The sequence below is a fragment of the Caballeronia sp. LZ065 genome, from assembly GCF_031450975.1.
GTDB lineage: Bacteria > Pseudomonadota > Gammaproteobacteria > Burkholderiales > Burkholderiaceae > Caballeronia.
Window position 1 is genome coordinate 2065657 of sequence record NZ_JARUXV010000001.1, and the last position, 18228, is coordinate 2083884.

At 63.4% G+C, this 18228-nt stretch carries 11 protein-coding genes and 2 tRNA genes; 8 read left to right on the forward strand and 5 right to left on the reverse strand.

Features of this window, described 5'->3' with window-relative positions; translation table 11 throughout:
- Positions 1-11: 11 nt before the first annotated feature.
- From QCE63_RS09470 to rnr, 4 genes are all read right to left on the reverse strand, one after another.
- Complete coding sequence (locus QCE63_RS09470; RefSeq protein ID WP_309832490.1) at positions 12-854, reverse strand: N-acetylmuramoyl-L-alanine amidase; 843 nt, start codon at positions 852-854, stop codon at positions 12-14.
- Positions 851-2068 (reverse strand): HNH endonuclease signature motif containing protein, encoded by a 1218-nt coding sequence (locus QCE63_RS09475; RefSeq protein ID WP_309832491.1) that lies wholly within the window; start codon positions 2066-2068, stop codon positions 851-853. The genes QCE63_RS09470 and QCE63_RS09475 overlap by 4 nt, the downstream gene beginning before the upstream one ends.
- Positions 2069-2080: 12 nt before the next feature.
- Positions 2081-2824 carry a 23S rRNA (guanosine(2251)-2'-O)-methyltransferase RlmB gene (rlmB, locus tag QCE63_RS09480; protein WP_309832492.1) on the reverse strand — a complete coding sequence of 248 codons (744 nt, stop codon included), beginning with the start codon at positions 2822-2824 and terminating at the stop codon, positions 2081-2083.
- 131 nt (positions 2825-2955) lie between these two features.
- Complete coding sequence (gene rnr / locus QCE63_RS09485; protein WP_309833754.1) at positions 2956-5427, reverse strand: ribonuclease R; 2472 nt, start codon at positions 5425-5427, stop codon at positions 2956-2958.
- Positions 5428-5727: 300 nt separating this feature from the next.
- Here rnr and QCE63_RS09490 point away from each other — a divergent pair.
- From QCE63_RS09490 to QCE63_RS09520, 7 genes are all read left to right on the forward strand, one after another.
- Positions 5728-5814, forward strand: a tRNA-Leu gene (locus tag QCE63_RS09490).
- Positions 5815-5982: 168 nt separating this feature from the next.
- Positions 5983-6069 (forward strand) — tRNA-Leu (locus tag QCE63_RS09495).
- A 548-nt stretch (positions 6070-6617) separates the two neighbouring features.
- Entirely contained in the window at positions 6618-8549 is a 1932-nt protein-coding gene (locus QCE63_RS09500) for a DUF2957 domain-containing protein (protein ID WP_309832494.1), read from the forward strand.
- Between the two features lie 42 nt (positions 8550-8591).
- The gene (locus QCE63_RS09505; protein ID WP_309832495.1) at positions 8592-9833 is read left to right on the forward strand and encodes a DUF2957 domain-containing protein; all 1242 of its coding nucleotides are present in this window, start codon (positions 8592-8594) and stop codon (positions 9831-9833) included.
- Between the two features lie 19 nt (positions 9834-9852).
- A complete protein-coding gene (locus tag QCE63_RS09510) occupies positions 9853-10683 on the forward strand; it encodes an OmpW family outer membrane protein (protein ID WP_309832496.1) in 831 nt (276 codons plus the stop codon).
- A 17-nt stretch (positions 10684-10700) separates the two neighbouring features.
- Complete coding sequence (locus tag QCE63_RS09515) at positions 10701-13151, forward strand: DUF6351 family protein (protein ID WP_309832497.1); 2451 nt, start codon at positions 10701-10703, stop codon at positions 13149-13151.
- A gap of 326 nt (positions 13152-13477) precedes the next feature.
- On the forward strand, positions 13478-14698 hold the full coding sequence (locus QCE63_RS09520; RefSeq protein WP_309832498.1) for an MFS transporter: 1221 nt from the start codon (positions 13478-13480) through the stop codon (positions 14696-14698).
- Between the two features lie 114 nt (positions 14699-14812).
- Here the strand turns inward: QCE63_RS09520 and QCE63_RS09525 are convergent, their stop codons facing one another.
- Entirely contained in the window at positions 14813-15151 is a 339-nt protein-coding gene (locus tag QCE63_RS09525) for a hypothetical protein (protein ID WP_309832499.1), read from the reverse strand.
- Positions 15152-15662: 511 nt separating this feature from the next.
- Between QCE63_RS09525 and QCE63_RS09530 the strand changes: the two genes are divergently transcribed.
- The gene (locus QCE63_RS09530; RefSeq protein WP_309832500.1) at positions 15663-18167 is read left to right on the forward strand and encodes an acyl-CoA dehydrogenase; all 2505 of its coding nucleotides are present in this window, start codon (positions 15663-15665) and stop codon (positions 18165-18167) included.
- The last annotated feature ends 61 nt before the right edge of the window (positions 18168-18228 follow it).

The window sequence follows — 18228 nt, forward strand, 5'->3', positions numbered from 1 at the left end:
TGGATAGCGGGTTAGTGGTCGAAGTACTTGTCGAGCAGGGCCTGGGCGATGGCGTCGCTTTCCGCGTCGGCGTTGCCCGCGTAGTCGGACGGCCGGAAATGCATCTGGAACGCGCGGAAGACGCGGCGCGTCTTGTCGTCGAACACGCCGTCGGTGGCGATGTCGTAGCCGTAGCGTTTCAGCTTGTCCTGCAGCGCCTTCACGTCGGATGGCGCTTTGGGATCGCGGCCCGCGAGATGCGCGGCGACGGCGTCGGCATCGGGCCATGCGCCCACGCCGGCATCGTACAGCGTGCGCCAGGGAAAAAGCGGCCCTGGATCGATCTTGCGCTGCGGCGCGATGTCGCTATGGCCGACGACGCGGGTCGGCGGAATGTGATAACGCGCGACGATGTCGCGGGAGAGTTGGATGAGGGCATCGACTTGCGCGGGCGGATAGGGTTGCCACTTGCCGTCGCTGAGGGGGCCTATCGGGCCTATCGGCCCGAGGTTCACGTTCTCGATGCCGATCGAGGACGCGTTCAGTTCAGTCGCGCCTTGCCATGAACTGACGCCCGCATGCCAGGCGCGCTTGTCTTCCGGAACGAGTTGATAGATCACCGGCTCGCCATGCTCGATACGCGGCGCATCGGGCACGACGTAATGGACACTCACCTGGTCGCCGGTGAGCACCGCGAGCGAGCCGGCTTCGTCGATCTCGGTGTAGTGCATCACGAGGAAGCGAATGCGGGAGTCGGCGTTTTTGGCGGGGTGGGTCAGGTCGGCGATGTAGGTGCCGCGGTCGAGGTGGGTGGGGGTGCAGGCGGAGAGGAAGCACGGCAAGAGCAACGCAGCACAGCAAGTCGCGCGTCTCACGACTCTCCGTCCCAAACCGACTGCACGAGCATCCAGTGTGTCAAAAGCGCGTGGATGCTAGGGCGATGTAGAGGATTGGCCGGCAAGCGAAGCGCACGTCCTTCCAACCCACTGTACTCACTGCCTTTCAAGTGTGATGCGATCGAGACTTTGTGAGTCATCGGATCGATGGCGATCAACGAGCGGTCATAAAGCGTATGCAAGTCTGCGCGCAGCAGCAGGCCATTTCGCACGTCGTTCGTTTCGGGACCCAAGTATCGAGTGATATGAGCAGCTTCTAACACCTCCCCGATATCGCAATGTGTCAACGCGCAACGACCCTCATAGGCGTTCAGTAGAGCGTTGCGAAAGGCCGGTTGACCCTGGCGCATGACAATGGCGGAGAACGTCTTCTTCCGCGCGTCCTCGAGATCGGAAGGGTCGAAGACGCCACTTGCCTCGACGTGTGCTTCTGCTTCTGCTTCTGCTTGGGCCGCCACGTCGAGACCGTCCGAAGCTTCGATGTTCCGTGCGAGCAAAAAGCTCGTCGGCGGCGACGATTCCTTATGCGTTACATAGTCGAACGGACCTTCGTATTTAAACGCTGCACCTGAATGCTCGTACTTCTTGGTCCGATAGAAAACCAGCAGTTCCAAACCGCGCGAACGATGTTCGATGACGAGCGAATCGGTACGTCCCGAGCTTTGCCCTTGCCAATGCAAAAGATCGCCGTCCAACCTATCGACGTACTGCACACGGTCAGCGGTCTTCGACTCGGTAACGAAGAGCAGGACGGACTGCGCGCCTCTTGGGCGGAAGACACCGGTATTGATCGTGGCGTCGTTGGTATTTAGGATCCGTTTCAACGCATCGCGCGTATAAACGTCACCGATAGTCAGAAACTCGGACACGCGCGTGTCACGGCGGTCCTCAACGTCTGACGGCGCGTCGATCGAACGCGCGAATTCGAATCCCAGTGTTTCCAGCCTACGCCGAACGGTAGCCGCGCCACCACTGAAATCAGCCGCCTTGAGCGGGCCGTGGGCCGGATATTGATTTCCGTACGCGACCCCGGCAATTGCTTTCGAGTCGTACAGCTTGCCGCCGATCTGAAGGAAGTAATCGCGCGCTTCCTTGAAGCCATATTTCTGAAGAAAAGCCGCTCGCCCGAGGCGATCGAATTCATCCACCGCAGCAAGCACTGCGCTTCGATCGTCGAGACGTTCCAGTGCCATGGACAATCGATCCTACTTCTTCACCCCCCTCTGCCTCACCGCCTCAAACAAACACACCCCGCTCGCCACCGACACATTCAGACTCTCGACCGTCCCCGCCATCGGGATATTCATGATCTCGTCGCAGGTCTCGCGCGTGAGCCGGCGCATCCCCTCGCCTTCCGCGCCCACCACGATCGCCACCGGACCGTCCAGCTTCGTCTCGTACAGCGACGCGGTCGCTTCGCCCGCCGTGCCGATCACCCACACGCCCGCGTCCTTCAGCTCGCGCAGCGCCCGCGCCAGATTCGTCACGGTGATGTACGGCACGCTCTCGGCCGCGCCGCTCGCCACCTTCGCCGCCGTCGCGTTCAAGCCCGCCGACCGGTCGCGCGGCGCGATCACCGCATGGGCGCCCGCCGCATCCGCGACGCGCAGGCACGCGCCGAGGTTGTGCGGATCGGTCACGCCGTCCAGTACCAGCAGCAAGGGCGTGCCCGAAATGCCGTCGAGCAGCTCGGCCAGATTCTGCGCGAGCGGCAGGTCATTCGCGCGCGCCACCACGCCCTGATGCTGGATGTTGCCCGCCAGCCCCCAGAGACGCGACTCGTCCGCCGCAATCAGCCGCACGCCGGCTTCCTTCGCGGTCCGCAGAAAGTCCTGCATGCGCCGATCCTTGCGCGACGGGTCATACAGCACCTCCTCGATCGACGATGCATCCGCTCGCAAACGCGCGGTGACTGCGTGAAATCCGTAGAGAACCTTGAGACGTGACATGACTAATTCGAACCTTCGCTGGAAAACTTGAAAAGCACGACGCGGCCCGCTGCACGAAGCATCGGACCGCGCGTAATGTGTTGCGGCGCGAAACTGCCCGCCGCCCGCCGCCCGCTGAGCGCGTTAGCGCATCAGCGCTTCTTTCGTGCCGGCCGCCCCTGCGACGCTGACTTCGACGCCGCGCCACGCTTCTTCGCCACACCGCCGCGAGAACCGGCCGGCAGCGTCGCTCCCTTGTTCGTGCCGCCACGGGTACGCGTGCCGGGCACGGCGTCGTCGTCGGCCATCGGGTCGGACAGCGCCCGCACGCGCGCGCCGGACCCGCCGCCGCCCGCCGCTTCGCCCGCAGCTGCCACAGCACGCGCCGACGGCTTGACCGGCACGTCGCGCACGAGACGGAAGTCGATCTTGCGCGCATCGAGATCGACACGGCTCACCTGCACGCGCACGCGATCCGACATGCGATAGCGAATGCCCGTGCGTTCGCCGCGTAACTCGTTCTTGATCTCGTCGTACTGGAAGTAGTCAGACCCGAGCTCGGTGACATGCACGAGCCCTTCGATGAACAGCGAGTCCAACTGCACGAAGATGCCGAACGACGTCACGCCGTTCACCATGCCGCCATATTCCTCGCCGAGCTTGTCGCGCATGAAATAGCACTTGAGCCAGGCTTCGACGTCGCGCGAGGCTTCGTCGGCGCGACGCTCGTTCGACGAGCAATGCAGCCCCAGCTCTTCCCAAATCGCGACGCTGTTGCGCGCACGTCCGCGCGCCGTGTCGTCGGCCTTCTGCATTTCGCGCGCGGCCTTCGTGAGGCCCGTGCTCAGGAACACCTCGTGGCCAATCTCCGGCAGATACTTCTTGCCCTGCAGGATGGCGTAGATGGCGCGATGCGTGAGCAGGTCGGGATAGCGGCGAATCGGGCTCGTGAAGTGCGCATACGCTTCGTATGCCAGACCGAAGTGACCGATGTTGTCCGGGCTGTACACGGCTTGCTGCATCGAGCGCAGCACCATCGACTGGAGCATTTGCGCGTCGGGCCGGTCGCGGATCTGCGCGATCAGCGCGGCGTAGTCGCTCGCGTGCGGCTTGGCGCCGCCGGTCAGCGTCAGTCCGACGCCGCGCAGGAAAGTGCGCAGGTTCTCCAGCTTCTCTTCGGTCGGCCCGGCATGCACGCGGTACAGGCCCGGATGCTTGTTGCGCTTCAGAAAATCCGCCGCGCAGACGTTCGCCGCCAGCATGCATTCCTCGATCAGCCGGTGCGCGTCATTGCGATGACGCGGCACGATCTGCTCGATCTTGCCCTGCGAATTCACGACGATGTACGTTTCAGTCGTATCGAAGTCGATCGCGCCGCGTTTCTGCCGCGCCGCATGCAGCGATTTGTAGACGCCATGCAGGTTCTGCAGTTGCGGCAGGATGTCCGCGCGCTTCGTGGCTTCTGGTCCCTTCGTGTTGGTGAGCACCGCCGCGACTTCGGTATAGGTGAGCCGCGCCGCCGAATGCATCACGCCCGGATAGAACTGGTACGCCTTGATCTCGCCGCGCGCGGTGATGACCATGTCGCACACGAGCACACAGCGATCAACGTGCGGATTCAGCGAACACAAGCCGTTCGAGAGCTTCTCCGGCAGCATCGGAATCACCCGGCGCGGGAAATACACCGACGTGCTGCGATCCAGCGCATCGATGTCCAGCGCCTCGTTCGGGCGCACGTAATGCGAGACATCGGCGATGGCCACCAGCAGGCGGAAACCCTGGCCGCGGCCGACCGTGATGGGCTCGCAATACACGGCGTCATCGAAGTCGCGCGCATCCTCGCCGTCGATCGTGACGAGCGGCACGTCGCGCAAATCCACCCGATGGCGGATGTCCACCGGCCGCACTTCGTCGGGCAGCTTGGCGGCCAGCGCGAGCGCGACGTCGCTGAACTCGTGCGGCACGCCATACTTGCGCACGGCGATTTCGATCTCCATGCCGGGATCATCGATATCGCCGATCACTTCGACCACGCGTCCCAGCGGTTGCGAGTGCCGGCTCGGGAAATCCGTCAGGTCGACGGACACCACCTGACCGACCTTCGCCTTCTTGGCGTTCTGCGTGATGAGAATGTCGTGGCCGATGCGCTTGTCTTCGGGCACGAGAATCAGCGCGCCGTTCTCGTTGATGAGCCGCCCGATGATGCGTTTGTTGGCCCGGTCCGTGACCTCGACGATATGCCCTTCCGGCCGCCCGCGACGGTCATAGCCGACGATGCGCGCCAGCACGCGGTCGTTGTGCATGACCTTCTGCATTTCGCCGTTGGGCAGGAAGAGATCGTCCTGGCCGTCGTCGCGAATCAGGAAGCCGAAGCCGTCGCGATGGCCCTGCACGCGCCCCGCGACAAAGTTCGACGGATGAGTGAGTTGATAGTGGCCGCGCTTGTCGAGGCGGATTTGCCCGTCTCGTTCCATGGCCGCCAGGCGCTTGAAAAATCCTTCACGCTCCTGGCGTTTGATCGACAGCGCCTCGGCGATGTCGTTCGCGGCATGCGGAGTCTCGCTCGTGCGCAGCACGCCGAGAATCTCTTCGCGGCTGGGAATCGGATACGGATATTTGCTCAAGGGCTTGATCGTGTTGTTCTCGTTGGGCTGGAAAGTCGGCCGTTGTGTGTTGCCGTTCGCGCCTGCATTGTTCGCTTGCTCGTTCGCCTGCAGCAGTCGTCTGATTCTAACACCCGTCATTCAGACGCCACGGGCCTCGCCGCCCGGGCCAGGGCGCCCGGCAAGGCTGCGAACGTCGCGGGTGGAAACGCTTGACAGACTTGTTACGGTCGATATAATTGCGTTCTCTGCTGTTGAGCGACCCGCCAAAAACGGTTTGCACCAACGAACTGAAGCACAGTTTTAGCAGAGCACACCCTTGCCCAGGTGGCGGAATTGGTAGACGCACTAGGTTCAGGTCCTAGCGGTGGCAACACCGTGGAGGTTCGAGTCCTCTCTTGGGCACCAGATGTTTGAAAAAGCCACCTTCGGGTGGCTTTTTCTTTTTATGCAGGGATCGTGTTGATCGCGTTCATGGTCGGCTTCGGATGGGTTTCGGAACATCTCAAGTCATCAGACTTTTCGGTTGACACGGTTTCGGTACCCGCTAAAATGGCGGGCTTGCTGTACCCCTTGGCCCAGGTGGCGGAATTGGTAGACGCACTAGGTTCAGGTCCTAGCGGTGGCAACACCGTGGAGGTTCGAGTCCTCTCCTGGGCACCAAGGTCCTCTTTTGCGAGGCGCTGATCGTACACAAAACGAAGCGCATCGCACGCAAAAAACCCACGCACTGACGTGGGTTTTTTTGTTTTCGGCTGTGTTTTTTCGCGGCGCGGATCTGCCTGACTTCCTCCCCGTCGATCGATCACGACGAGGCATGCCCCTATGCGCAGCGCCGACTCAAATTCGCGCCATGGCGCGCCACGCCCGTATCCAAATTCAATTCGAATTTACTTCATGACTTTCATCGCGCAAAGAGTCATGAAAGGGTTTCATTTTTCAAATCGATTCGCCAGATTATCCACAGCATCTGAGTTAGAAGATTTCATCGATTGACACTCAAAACCGCTTTTATCAGAATCCGGCTTCAGAATCATACCGATACAGATCAATACGAAAAAGATTTCGCCGGCTGACGTTTTCCAACGCATGACGTTCGAAATAATAAATCCGACGTTCGTAATTGGCGAACGATATGGAAAAAGCAAAAAGGTGCGTCGCGATTATTGAAGACGCACTTGATCAATAAATAAAAATACAGGAGACGTGGAATGGCGCTCCGCCATGTCAAGAACCGGTTCGCCCTGATCGCCGCCCTCGCCACTACCGCTGCGTGCAGCGACGGGAACGTCAGCGCGCCCGCCGCCATTAACGTGCCGCAATGCTCGGGGACCGCTTGCGGAGCACAGGGGCAGCCCGTTTCCGCACCGGCGAGCAGCACGCCGCTCTGCCCGGCCGATCAGACCATATCCGCCAGCACGTATATCGGTGGGGCCGGAAGCGGCGAGGTGGTCAGTCTCCATATCGACGCAACAGCGATGACCTACACGCTGACGTGGCTCGAGTCGCCGGTGCCGCTGGCGGCCGGCACGCTGGCGCCGACCCGGAAGGGCGTGACGATTTCCGGCAACGTGACCCATCCGCCCGCCGGCGCACTGCCGACCGCTCAGCAGACCCGCTGCGCGTTCGTGTTGATGCCAGGCAGCAGCGCCTCCGGCTATTCCACTACCGCTGACTTCAATCAAGCCAATCCACCGACGATCTTGCTGGGTTTCGGCATTGCGGGAGGCGGCATTCCCGGCGCGACGATCGAATTCGACGGCTATTCGGCCGTCACGACGGTCGCGCAGGATCAGGGCGTCCAGCAGTTTCTGGGTATCTTGACGAATGCGAACGATCTGCAAACCGTCAACGCGTTTCTCAATAATGTGATCACGCCGCCCTTCAGTTTCGCGGGAATCGCCTGGTCGTTAATCCGGGGAGGCTTTGGTCTGGCTGGCATTACTACAGATCAACTAAAAATAGTGCAGCAGGTCCTGATCGCGCTGCAAACCCCGGCTGTACAGCAAACCTTGGCCGAGTTGCGAAGTGCCCTGGATGCAAATGGCCAAGGCCTGAACGCCTTATTCAGCAGCTTCAAAATCCCTTCCATGATCGGCGCGGTTCCGAATCGGCACGTGGATTTTTATCCGTTCCTCGGTTTCTCCAGTGTTTCGAATAATCCGGAACAACTTCAGGGAACGTATAACGGTCTGCTGTACCACGTCGTTCCGTCCGGCGGCTATGCAACCAGCGGCGCAATCACCCACGAGTCCTTCGACAAAGACGGACAGTGCACGAGCACCAATGCTGCCAATCCGAATTACACGTCGAGCGCCACCGGCTGTCTGACCACCGGCGGCGCCTGGGCCGCCAACCCGGCTGGGTATTTCGACAGCGCAGCGGCGCCTCAGATCGGCACGCAATTCAGTGCGCTTTTCAGCCCGTCCCAGATCCAGTCCGTCGTTGCGACGATCAACGGCGTGGCCGGCGCCTTGAGCAATCAAGTGCTCCTTGGCACTGCGGGACTTGTGGACCCGGCCATCGTGCCTGTCCTGCAGCAGACGGCCCAGGCCCTCAGCGGCACGATCCCCTTGCTCTCCGCGTTGACGCTCCCGAAGGCCGGCCTGATTGCATCGGCGCATATGGTGCTGGGCCAGCTGAACGGCGCAACCATTCCGGTGATCGTGCGAACCGGCCTCATGACTCCCGGCAACGCGCCTTTTTTCACCGACGCACAGATCGACGACGAATCCGGCATTGCCGTCTTGAGCCACGCAACCGCATTGAAGAGCGGCGCGCTCGACGGCAACTACGCCGGGGCCGACTCCAACTTCAAGTACACAGGAACGGTCATCAACGGTGCCACCGGATCGTTCATCGACCCGACAACCCAGCAGCCTGAAACCGCCTTCACGCTCGACTATGGGCAGTCGACGCCCGGCCTCATTCACCTCGCAGAGAGCGGCAATGCGTCGTACCAAGGCGACCTGATCGCGGCAGGCGGCCTGTATGCGGCCTTGATCGAAGGCTCGGCGAACGGCGGCCTCGCGTCGTCTTCGTCCGGCATCGGCATGGGCAGCGCCATCACATCGGCTACGGCCACGCCCTACTTCGGCGTAGGCGCGCTGTCCGGCACGGCCGTCCAGCCGGGCAATCCATAAGAACACAAGCGCTTCCGGACGGAAGTGTCGTGGAGGAGATCCATGCAGAACACCATCAGATCGACGATGGCGGGCGCCGCGCTCTTGCTCTCGGCGTGCGGAGGGGCAACCGACAACACGACGCCGCTTGTCCAGGCGGCGCTGTGTCCGTCGTCGCTCGACTACAAGACGGTCTTCACGGGCGGGGCCGGCGACGGCGAACTGGTCAAGATCCAGCTCGACACGACCCGGCTCACCTGGCAGGTCACCTATGTGGCATCGCCGATCCCGCAAACGCCGGGCACCGTGGCGCCGACGCGCGCAGGCTCGATCGATAGCGGCACGCTCACCCCGGAAACGCAGCTCGCGACGCAGAATCTCAACCGCTGCGCGTACCGGCTGAATGGCGCGAGCCTTGACCCTGCACGTCCGGCGCGCGTCTTCATCGGCGACGGCGTGGTCGGCGGCACCATTCCGGGCAAGGAACTCGCGTACGCGGGCAGCAGCGGCCAGGGCGCCATCCCTGACACGACCTTGCCGTACTTTCCGTTCATCGGGTTTGCGACGCTCGATACGAATCTGGCCGACATCGCCGGATCGTACAACCAGATCGGTTACGCCCAGGTGCCCACGCAGAACTTCGCGCCGACGACCATCAACGCCAGCGTGACGATCAATCCGGACGGCAGCTGGTCGCGCTGCGACACGACCGGCCTCTATGCCGGCACATGCAGGCAGCCGGGCACGAACCTGACGGCTTCCTCGAATGGCAGCGGCGCGTTCGAGACGGATCACTACCAGGGGCAGGTCCAGCCGACGCTGGGGCCGGTGCCGCAGGCGAAGGGCTACCTGATCGTCGGCACGTTGCGAGGCCAGCGGGTGCCGATCATGATCCGCACCGGTGCGGCGAACCCGGGCACGCAGCCTGACGCGAACGGCGTCGCGCCCCTGACCGCCGACGACGAATCCGGCATTGCCTTCCTGGCGCTGCAAAAGGGGCTTGCGCCGGGCGCCCAGAACGGCGAGTACATCGGCGCCGACAGCCGGTTCGACTACCGCGCGACCGCGCTCGCCGACACACGGGCCACGCTGTTCGATCCGTTCAATGCGTCCCAGGCCTCGATGGCGACCGTCCTGACGCTCGACTACGCGCAGACGCTGCCGGGCGCGATCGGCGCCACGCACGCGGATGCGGCCAGCGCCGCGCCCACCGGCACGTTTCTTTTCACAGGAGGCGGGTTCGGCTTCCTCGACATGTCCGCCCCCGCGTCGCCCTATTTCCTGATCGGCGCGTTCGTGCAGTGAACGGAACCCGGAGCCTTCGATGAAACGAATCTTCCATGCCGTGGCGTGTGCGGCGTTTCTGATGCCCTGCATCGCGTCGGCACAGAGCGCGGGCAGCAACGTCGTGTCGCTTGGATGGCTGCATGCGTTTCCGCAAGACAGCAGCAGCTCGCTGACCACTTACGTCGCACCCACGCCCATGAACGGCGCACTGGGGCTGCCGCCGTCGTTCAATTCTCCGGGCACCGGACTGAGCGTCGGGCAGGCAGACACGCTCGGCATCACCTTCTCCCACTTTCTGACGGATCAGTTTGCTGTCACCGCATTGGCCGGCGTGCCGCCGAAGTTCCAGGTATACGGCAGCGGCACGATTACTCCGCCCGGCCCGGCAGGCACGCTGGGCACCCAGAACATCGGCCTCGGGGCGGTCAATCCCGTCGTGAAGTCCGCGCGCCTGTGGAGCCCGGCTGTCATCCTGCAGTACTACTTCGGACAGCCTGCTTCCCGATTCCGGCCCTTCCTCGGCGTCGGCGCCTCGTACAACTGGTTCAGCGACGTCCAGCTGGGCAACAACTTCATCGCGCAGACGCGTAACACGCTGGGTCAGGTTCTGGCGGCGGGCGCAGGAAAGCCCGGTCCGACGCAGGTGTCGGCCGATGCGTCGTCGTCATGGCAGCCGGTCTTCAACGCGGGCTTCCTGTTCAACATCACGGAGCACTGGGGACTGCTTGCATCGCTGACCTATATGCCGTTGAAAACCACCACCTCGGTGACGATCAAGGCTGCCGACGGCACAGCGCTCGCCGTGTCCAAGTCCGACTTGAAGGCGGATCCCCTGATCACGTTTCTCGCCGTGTCCTACACATTCTGAACAATCGGGAAATCGCGATGGCAAGCCGACTTCACTTCCTTCGCCAGTGCGGGCTGCTGGCATTGGCGTTATCGCTGCTGGTCGGGTGTGGCGGCGGGTCCGGGTCGAACGGCTCGTCGTCGAGCCCGTCGACCGATACCGGAGCGGCGGGAAGCAACGCCGCCACCACCGCTTCCATCGCGCCTCAGCCGGTCATCAAGGTGCTGTCCGGTCGCGCGGATCTGGTGAGCGGCGGCGACGCCCTGATCCAGCTGGACCTGCCGCAAGGCGCGGACGCGCGGAACATCTATGTATCGCTGAACGGCATCGACGAGCGCAAGGCGTTCGCTTACGACGCCTCCGGCGCCTACCTCGGGGTCGTGACCGGCTTGTCGCCGGGATCCAATACGTTATCGGTATCGGGACCGGGGCTGACGACGGCGCAGCAGACCCTCATCGACCATCCCCAGGGCGGGCCGGTGTTCTCCGGGCCCCAGATCCAACCCTGGCTCTGCCAGCCGGGAGCGATCGACGCCCAATGCAACCAGGCGCCCATGTACAGCTGGCTGTATCTGTCGACCAATCCGTCACTGCAAGGGCTGCAACCCTACGACCCGGCCCGGCCGCCCCAGGATGTCGCCACCGTCACGACCGAGCAGGGCGTGACGGTGCCGTTCATCGTCCGGCTGGAAACGGGATACCAGGACCGCAGCCAGTATCAGATCGCGACGCTTTACCAACCGGCGCTGGCGTGGACCGCGATCAGCCCCCAGCCGCAATTCAATCGCAAGCTCTATATCACGCACGGCAGTCTGTGCGGGGTCTCCTTCGGCGAGTCCGCCAATCCATCGGTCGTCACAGATGGTTCTTCCGCCGCCAACGACAGCGTGCTGTATGCGCTGGGGAAAGGATTCGCCGTGCTGGGCACCGCACTGGCCAATAGTGCTGTCGATTGCGACGTCGCCATTCAGGCTGAATCTCTCGTCATGTCCAAGGAATATTTCATCAAGAACTATGGCCGCCTGCGCTACACCATCGGGATAGGCTCGTCCGGCGGCTCGTTGGCCGAGCAATGGGTTCAAAATGCCTATCCCGGCGTGTATCAGGCGTTGCTGGCGTCCGCCGCATTCCCCGACGCCTGGGGATCCGCCGCGCAAATCGCGGATAACCACCTGTTGCTGAGCTATTTCGGCCAGAACGGGGTCAGCGCCGGCGGGATCGCCTGGAGCCAGCAGGCCCAGCAGGCCGTCTACGGCGACTACGGCAGCACGTGGGGGGCGCAGGACGTCGCAGCGGCAGTGTCCGCACTGAGCGTTGATGCGCCGGCAGCGCTTGTTTCGTCGCTGGCCAATCTGGTAGGCGGCAGCCTGATCCCTGCGAACGTCGATCAAAACATCTTCTTGACGGATTTTGCGTTTTTCTCGGCCGTCTATCCGAATGGCGCGTCTGCTTCACCCACCGCCGTCGGTTCATGCCCGGGAATCACCAACCCTGCCGTCATCTTCAACGCGGCAACCCATCCCGGCGGCGTTCGATGCAGCGTCACCGATTGGGCCGTCAACGTCTTCGGCCTGCGTGCGCAAAGCGTCTGGTCGGCAGACGAACACGCGCTGGGTCACGGTTTCGCGGGCCGTCCGTACGACAACGTCGGGGTGCAGTACGGATTGAGCGCGCTTCAGCACGGTGTGATTTCGCTGGCGCAGTTTCTCGATCTCAACCAGAACATCGGCGGCCTGGACATCAATGCCGCTCCCACTGCATCGCGCGTGACGGCGGACGAGCCGGCGCTTCAGAATGCCTATCGGGCTGGCATGATCAACGAAGCCAATCACCTGAACGCCACGCCGATCGTGGATTGCCTCGGCCCCAACCCGGGTGGGCACGACACCTCGCGCACGTTCGCGCTTCGCGCTCGCCTGGATCACGCGTTCGGGAATCACGCCAATCATGTGATATTCGGTGGGCCAACCTTCATGCGTGGCGACACGACCTGCTTTCTGAAAGCGTTCAAGACGCTGGACACCTGGCTGAACACCATCGAGGCCGACGCCGGTGCGCTATCGCTCGCGCAGAAAGTGTCGGCGGACAAGCCCGCGAACGCCGTGGACAGCTGTTTCGATTCAAGCGGCAACCTTCAGCCCGGGCTGTGCAGCAACAGTGTCATACCGGTCTATCAGCCGCCGCGCATCGTGGCGGGGCAGTCCGATGCGATGGATGTCAACAAATGCGAGCGCAAGCCGCTGAACCGGGCGGACCATTACGGCTCGACGCCATTCAGCGATCAGCAGTGGGCCCAGATGCAGGCGATATTCCCTTCCGGAGTCTGCGATTTCTCTCAACCCGGCGTCGATCAGACCGGGGCCGTTCCCTGGATGACCTATCAGAACCCGGACGGATCGGTGATCTACGGCGGCCAGGCGATGCCTCCCGCTTCCCCGAATTGGAGCGGCGGCTGGGCCAGCCCGGCATTCGCGCTGTCTCTGTATTGATGAAGGGATTCAGTCCGTATGGAAACCAGCGTCGCATTCAAAGGCTCGCCGGAATCTTGCATATCTCAAGCTGTTTTCTTTCATTATTGATTCAGAATTCGCCAAATTGAATTGAATTGAATTACGCGTGTATTGTTTGATTCCATTTCATGGGCAGCCCTGTCTCGACACGGCCAATTCAATCAAGCGCAGGCGCGTTGAGCGCCGTACACTCGCCGGTGCGCGCGGCCGCCGGGCCGTCGCGCCTGCGGGCGGCGCATTTATTGCTGTGCCGCTCTCTGTTAATCGCCAATTCGAATCGAACAATTCCAACGGAGCACGTGGCAATGAACTGGACGCGCGAACAGAGAAACGTAACGATCGCCGCTTATTTAGGCTGGACACTCGACGCATTCGATTTCTTCCTGATGGTTTTCGTATTGAAAGACATTGCCGCCGAATTCAATACGAAAATCCCCGACGTGGCATTCGCCATTACGCTGACGCTGGCCATGCGCCCGCTCGGCGCGCTGATATTCGGACGGCTGGCCGACAAGTTCGGCCGCCGCCCGACGCTGATGATCAACATCGCGATCTATTCGATGCTGGAGTTGCTCTCCGGCCTCTCGCCCAACCTGATGACACTGCTGATCCTGCGCGCGCTGTTCGGCATCGCGATGGGCGGCGAATGGGGCGTCGGTTCCGCGCTGACCATGGAAACCGTGCCGCCTTCGGCGCGCGGCTTCGTGTCCGGTCTGTTGCAGGCGGGCTACCCCAGCGGCTATCTGCTGGCGTCGATCGTCTTCGGCGTGCTGTATCAATTCATCGGCTGGCGCGGCATGTTCTTCGTCGGCGTGATTCCGGCCCTGCTCGTGCTCTACATACGCGCGCATGTTCCCGAATCCCCTGCCTGGCGCGCGATGGAAAAGCGCCCGCGGCCGAGCCTGCTCGCCACGCTCAAGCAGAACTGGACGCTGTCGCTCTACGCGATCGTGCTGATGACCGCGTTCAACTTCTTCTCGCATGGCACGCAGGATCTCTATCCGACCTTCCTGCGCGAACAGCATCACTTTGATCCGCACACGGTGTCGGTCATCACGATCGTGCTCAACATTGGCGCGATCGTTGGCGGGCTGTTCTTCGGATCGCTGTCCGAGAAGATCGGGCGGCGCCTGACCATCTTCATCGCCGCACTGATCGCGCTGCCTGTGCTGTACCTCTGGGCGTTCTCCACCACGCCGGTCATGCTCGCAATCGGCGCGTTCCTCATGCAGATCTCCGTGCAGGGCGCGTGGGGCGTGATTCCCGTGCACCTGAACGAAATTTCCCCCGACGAGATCCGCGCAACCTTCCCCGGACTCGTCTACCAGCTCGGCAACCTGCTGGCCGCCGTCAATGCGACGATGCAGGCTGAGATCGCCACGTCACACGGCAACAACTACGGCATGGCCATGGCGATTGTCGCGGGCGTGGTTGCGGTGGTGATCGCGGGGCTCATCTTCTTCAGCCGCGAACGCAGGGGCATCGACATGACGCGTTCGGCGGAGAACGCGGGCGCGGGCGGCTAGACGGTCGTTCATTGCAAGCCCGGAGTCCGGTGCCGCCCCGTCCTGCCTCGCGCAATGCGAGGCAGGACGCGTGCGCGGACCGGATCCGCGCACCTCGCCCGCTTCCCGCCGCCGCTATGCCTTGATCTCGCCCTTGAGCGCGAGCGTCCGCAGGCTATGGAACGCGCTCGCGTCGGGCGGATGAGCCGCGTACGCTTCCCGCTCGCGACGCAGGCGGTTCAGGATACGCTCGGGCACGCCGAGTTCCTGGCAGATCGCTGCCAGCGGGATGGCCTGCTCAAGACAGACGAGACCGATGAACCGCCCGACCGACGTCAGGCGTCCGCCAGGATCCCGATATAACGAGAAACCGCTGCCGCAGCCGGCGGCCTGGATCGTCGCGATCAGCGACTCGTCCAGTGGCACCCGCACGTAGCGGCACACGCCGTTCGTCCCGCAAAAAATATAGAGCACATAACCCTGCATGCAGGCCCAGTCGGGAAACGTGGCTTCAACCGGAACTGCGCCTATGTTTAGCCTCTCCAAGTGATCCAGATTTTTCGAGTTCAACTATGCTCCTCCAACCACGTGCACGTGCAGGTGGTCGCAACTAGAAGCACTCCGAGTTGTGACTGGCTGTGGTGAACTCCGGCAAGATGAACCCACAGCGCCCTTTTGATCCCCGCCCCGCGCGGGGATCGATATTGACCGGTGGCACAACAGCTGCCTACGTCATGCACCGGACCGCAACCCGGCCATTCTTCCTTGCCCGGTCCCAACCCGAAACGCGAAATTTCCCCATTTTGGTTTTTTCGGAGTTATCTGAATTCAAGGGCGGTCTTCTTCCCTGAACGCACTTGCTTGACGGCTGCTTTCCGCGCCGTTCATCTGTTTAGAGGCACGTATCAAGATGTACGGCACGTGACGTGCTCCTCCCTGAGGATGGACAGCCTCGCCCCCGAGGCTTCGGGTCCCGGAGGTCGTGATGCTGGCTCCGCACGTCGTCATCTTCCTGCTGCTTACCGGCGCGCTGGCGTTCTGGCGGGCACCCGCGCTTGCGTGGGTCGCGGCACTCGCGCTCTGGGTCGGCGTGGGCTTCTTGACCCGCGTGACGGGGATGGCGGCGGCGGCATTGCTTGCAATCGTCTTCGTGCTCCCCGCACTGATACTGACGATCCGGCCGCTGCGCCGCGTGCTGCTCAGCCGGCGCGTGTTCGCCCTGTTCCGCCGCATCCTGCCCGAGATGTCCTCGACCGAGCGCGACGCCATCGAGGCCGGCACGGTCTGGTGGGACGCCGAACTGTTCTCCGGACGCCCGCACTGGGATGCGTTGCTCGCGCACGGCGCACCGACGCTCACCGCAGAGGAACGCAGCTTCATCGATAACGAATGCGCGCATCTGTGCGAACTCGCCAACGACTGGGACACCACCGCGGTCTGGCAGGATCTGTCGCCGCAGGCATGGCGCTACGTGAAGGAGCAAGGCTTCCTCGGCATGATCATTCCGAAGCGCTACGGCGGAAAGGCGTTCTCGGCATATGCGCATTCGCAGGTCATCATGAAGTTGTCGACGCACTCGTCGGCGGCCGCCGTTTCCGTGATGGTCCCCAACTCGCTCGGCCCCGCCGAGCTCCTGCTGCACTACGGCACTGAAGAGCAGAAGAACCACTACCTGCCGAGGCTCGCGCGCGGCGAAGAGATTCCCTGCTTCGCGCTGACGAGTCCCTACGCCGGCTCCGATGCGGCCGCGATTCCCGATGTCGGCATCGTGTGCCGCGGGCTGCATGAAGGACGCGAGACGCTCGGTTTTCGCGTCACCTGGAACAAGCGCTACATCACGCTCGGCCCGATCGCCACCGTGCTCGGTCTTGCGTTCCGCGCGCTCGACCCGGAGCATCTGCTCGGCCCCGACGACGCGCCCGGCATCACCTGCGCCTTGATCCCGACGCGTCATCCAGGCGTGCACATCGGCCGGCGTCACTGGCCGTTGAACGCGGTCTTCCAGAACGGCCCGAACTGGGGCACGGATGTCTTCATCCCGCTCGACTGGGTGATCGGCGGGCGCGCGCAAGTGGGCCGGGGCTGGCGCATGCTGATGGAGTGCCTCGCCGCGGGCCGGGCGATCTCGTTGCCGTCGTCGAATGTCGGCATGGCCAAGCTGGCGGTGCGCGGCAGCGGCGCGTATGCGGCGGCGCGGCGCCAGTTCCGCACGCCGGTCGGACGCTTCGAGGGCATCCAGGAAGCGCTCGGCCGCATGGGCGGCAATCTCTACGTGATGGACGCAGCGCGCCGCCTCTCGGCGCAGGCGGTGGATCTCGGCGAGAAACCGTCGGTCATCTCCGCGATCGCGAAATATCACATCACCGAGCGCGCCCGCAAAGTCATCAACGACGGCATGGACGTCGTCGCGGGCAAGGGCATTTGCATGGGGCCGTCGAACTTCCTGGCGCGCGCCTATCAGCAGATGCCAATCTCGATCACCGTCGAAGGGGCAAACATCCTGACGCGCTGCCTGATCATCTTCGGCCAGGGGGCGATCCGCTGCCATCCCTACGTGCTCAAGGAAATGGCCGCGACGCGCGAGGCCGATCACGCCCGCGCGCTGCGCGCCTTCGACGACGCCTTCTTCGGCCACGCGAGCTTCCTCGCGTCCAACGCGCTGCGCAGCCTCGTGTACGCATTCGGCGGCGGCGCATTGATGCGCCGGCCGGCGCGCGCCGATGCGCGTCTCGCTCCGTACTATCGCGCGGCGACCCGGATCTCCACGGCCTTCGCCTTGTGCGCCGATGTCTCCATGCTCGTGCTGGGCGGCGAACTGAAGCGGCGCGAGCGTCTGTCGGCGCGGCTGGGCGACATCCTTTCGCAGCTCTATCTCGTCTCCGCGACGCTCAAGCGTTTCGAGGACGAGGGCCGCCCGGAAAGCGACCTGCCGCTGGTGCGCTGGGGCGTGGAAGACGCGCTGCATCAGGCGTGCGTGGCGTTCGACGGCCTGCTTGCCAACACGCCCAACCGCGCGGCGGCCGTGTTCCTGCGCGCGCTCGCCTTTCCGTTCGGCCTGCCGCACGGGCCCTGCGCCGATGCCCTCGGCAATGAAGTCGCGCGCCTGTTGCAGACGCCCGGCGACGCGCGCGAGCGGCTGGTCGCGGGCGCGCATGTTTCGGCGCGCGAAAACGATCCGATCGCGCGCGGCGAAAAGCTGCTGGCGCTGACGCCCGCTGTCGCCGCCCTCGAAACCCGCCTGCGCGATGCCGTGAAAGCCGGCGAGATTGCCCCGCTGCCGCAGAGCCCGGACGCGGTCGAGGCCTGGGCGCGGACCGCCGAGGCGCGCGGTCTCATCGACGAAGGCGAGCGGACGCTGCTGGCCGAATGGGCGGGCCACGCACGCGAAGCCGTGAAAGTCGATGATTTTTCCGCAGACTTCGGTATCCTCGAAGCATTGCAAAAGCGTAGCGAGGCGCTCGAACAACAGGCGCCCGAGACGATCGCCTGAACTGCGGCCCGTGCCTGGTGCCTCCGGAAACCTTCTCCGCGCCGCCCGACGACCGAACGCC

Bases quoted from the DNA above. Each gene is read 5' to 3' on its own strand.
- QCE63_RS09475 (WP_309832491.1), bottom strand. From the start codon at position 2,068: ATGGCACTGGAACGTCTCGACGATCGAAGCGCAGTGCTTGCTGCGGTG.
- rlmB (WP_309832492.1), bottom strand. From the start codon at position 2,824: ATGTCACGTCTCAAGGTTCTCTACGGATTTCACGCAGTCACCGCGCGT.
- QCE63_RS09500 (WP_309832494.1), top strand. From the start codon at position 6,618: ATGGCGCTCCGCCATGTCAAGAACCGGTTCGCCCTGATCGCCGCCCTC.
- QCE63_RS09505 (WP_309832495.1), top strand. From the start codon at position 8,592: ATGCAGAACACCATCAGATCGACGATGGCGGGCGCCGCGCTCTTGCTC.
- QCE63_RS09510 (WP_309832496.1), top strand. From the start codon at position 9,853: ATGAAACGAATCTTCCATGCCGTGGCGTGTGCGGCGTTTCTGATGCCC.
- QCE63_RS09515 (WP_309832497.1), top strand. From the start codon at position 10,701: ATGGCAAGCCGACTTCACTTCCTTCGCCAGTGCGGGCTGCTGGCATTG.
- QCE63_RS09520 (WP_309832498.1), top strand. From the start codon at position 13,478: ATGAACTGGACGCGCGAACAGAGAAACGTAACGATCGCCGCTTATTTA.
- QCE63_RS09530 (WP_309832500.1), top strand. From the start codon at position 15,663: ATGCTGGCTCCGCACGTCGTCATCTTCCTGCTGCTTACCGGCGCGCTG.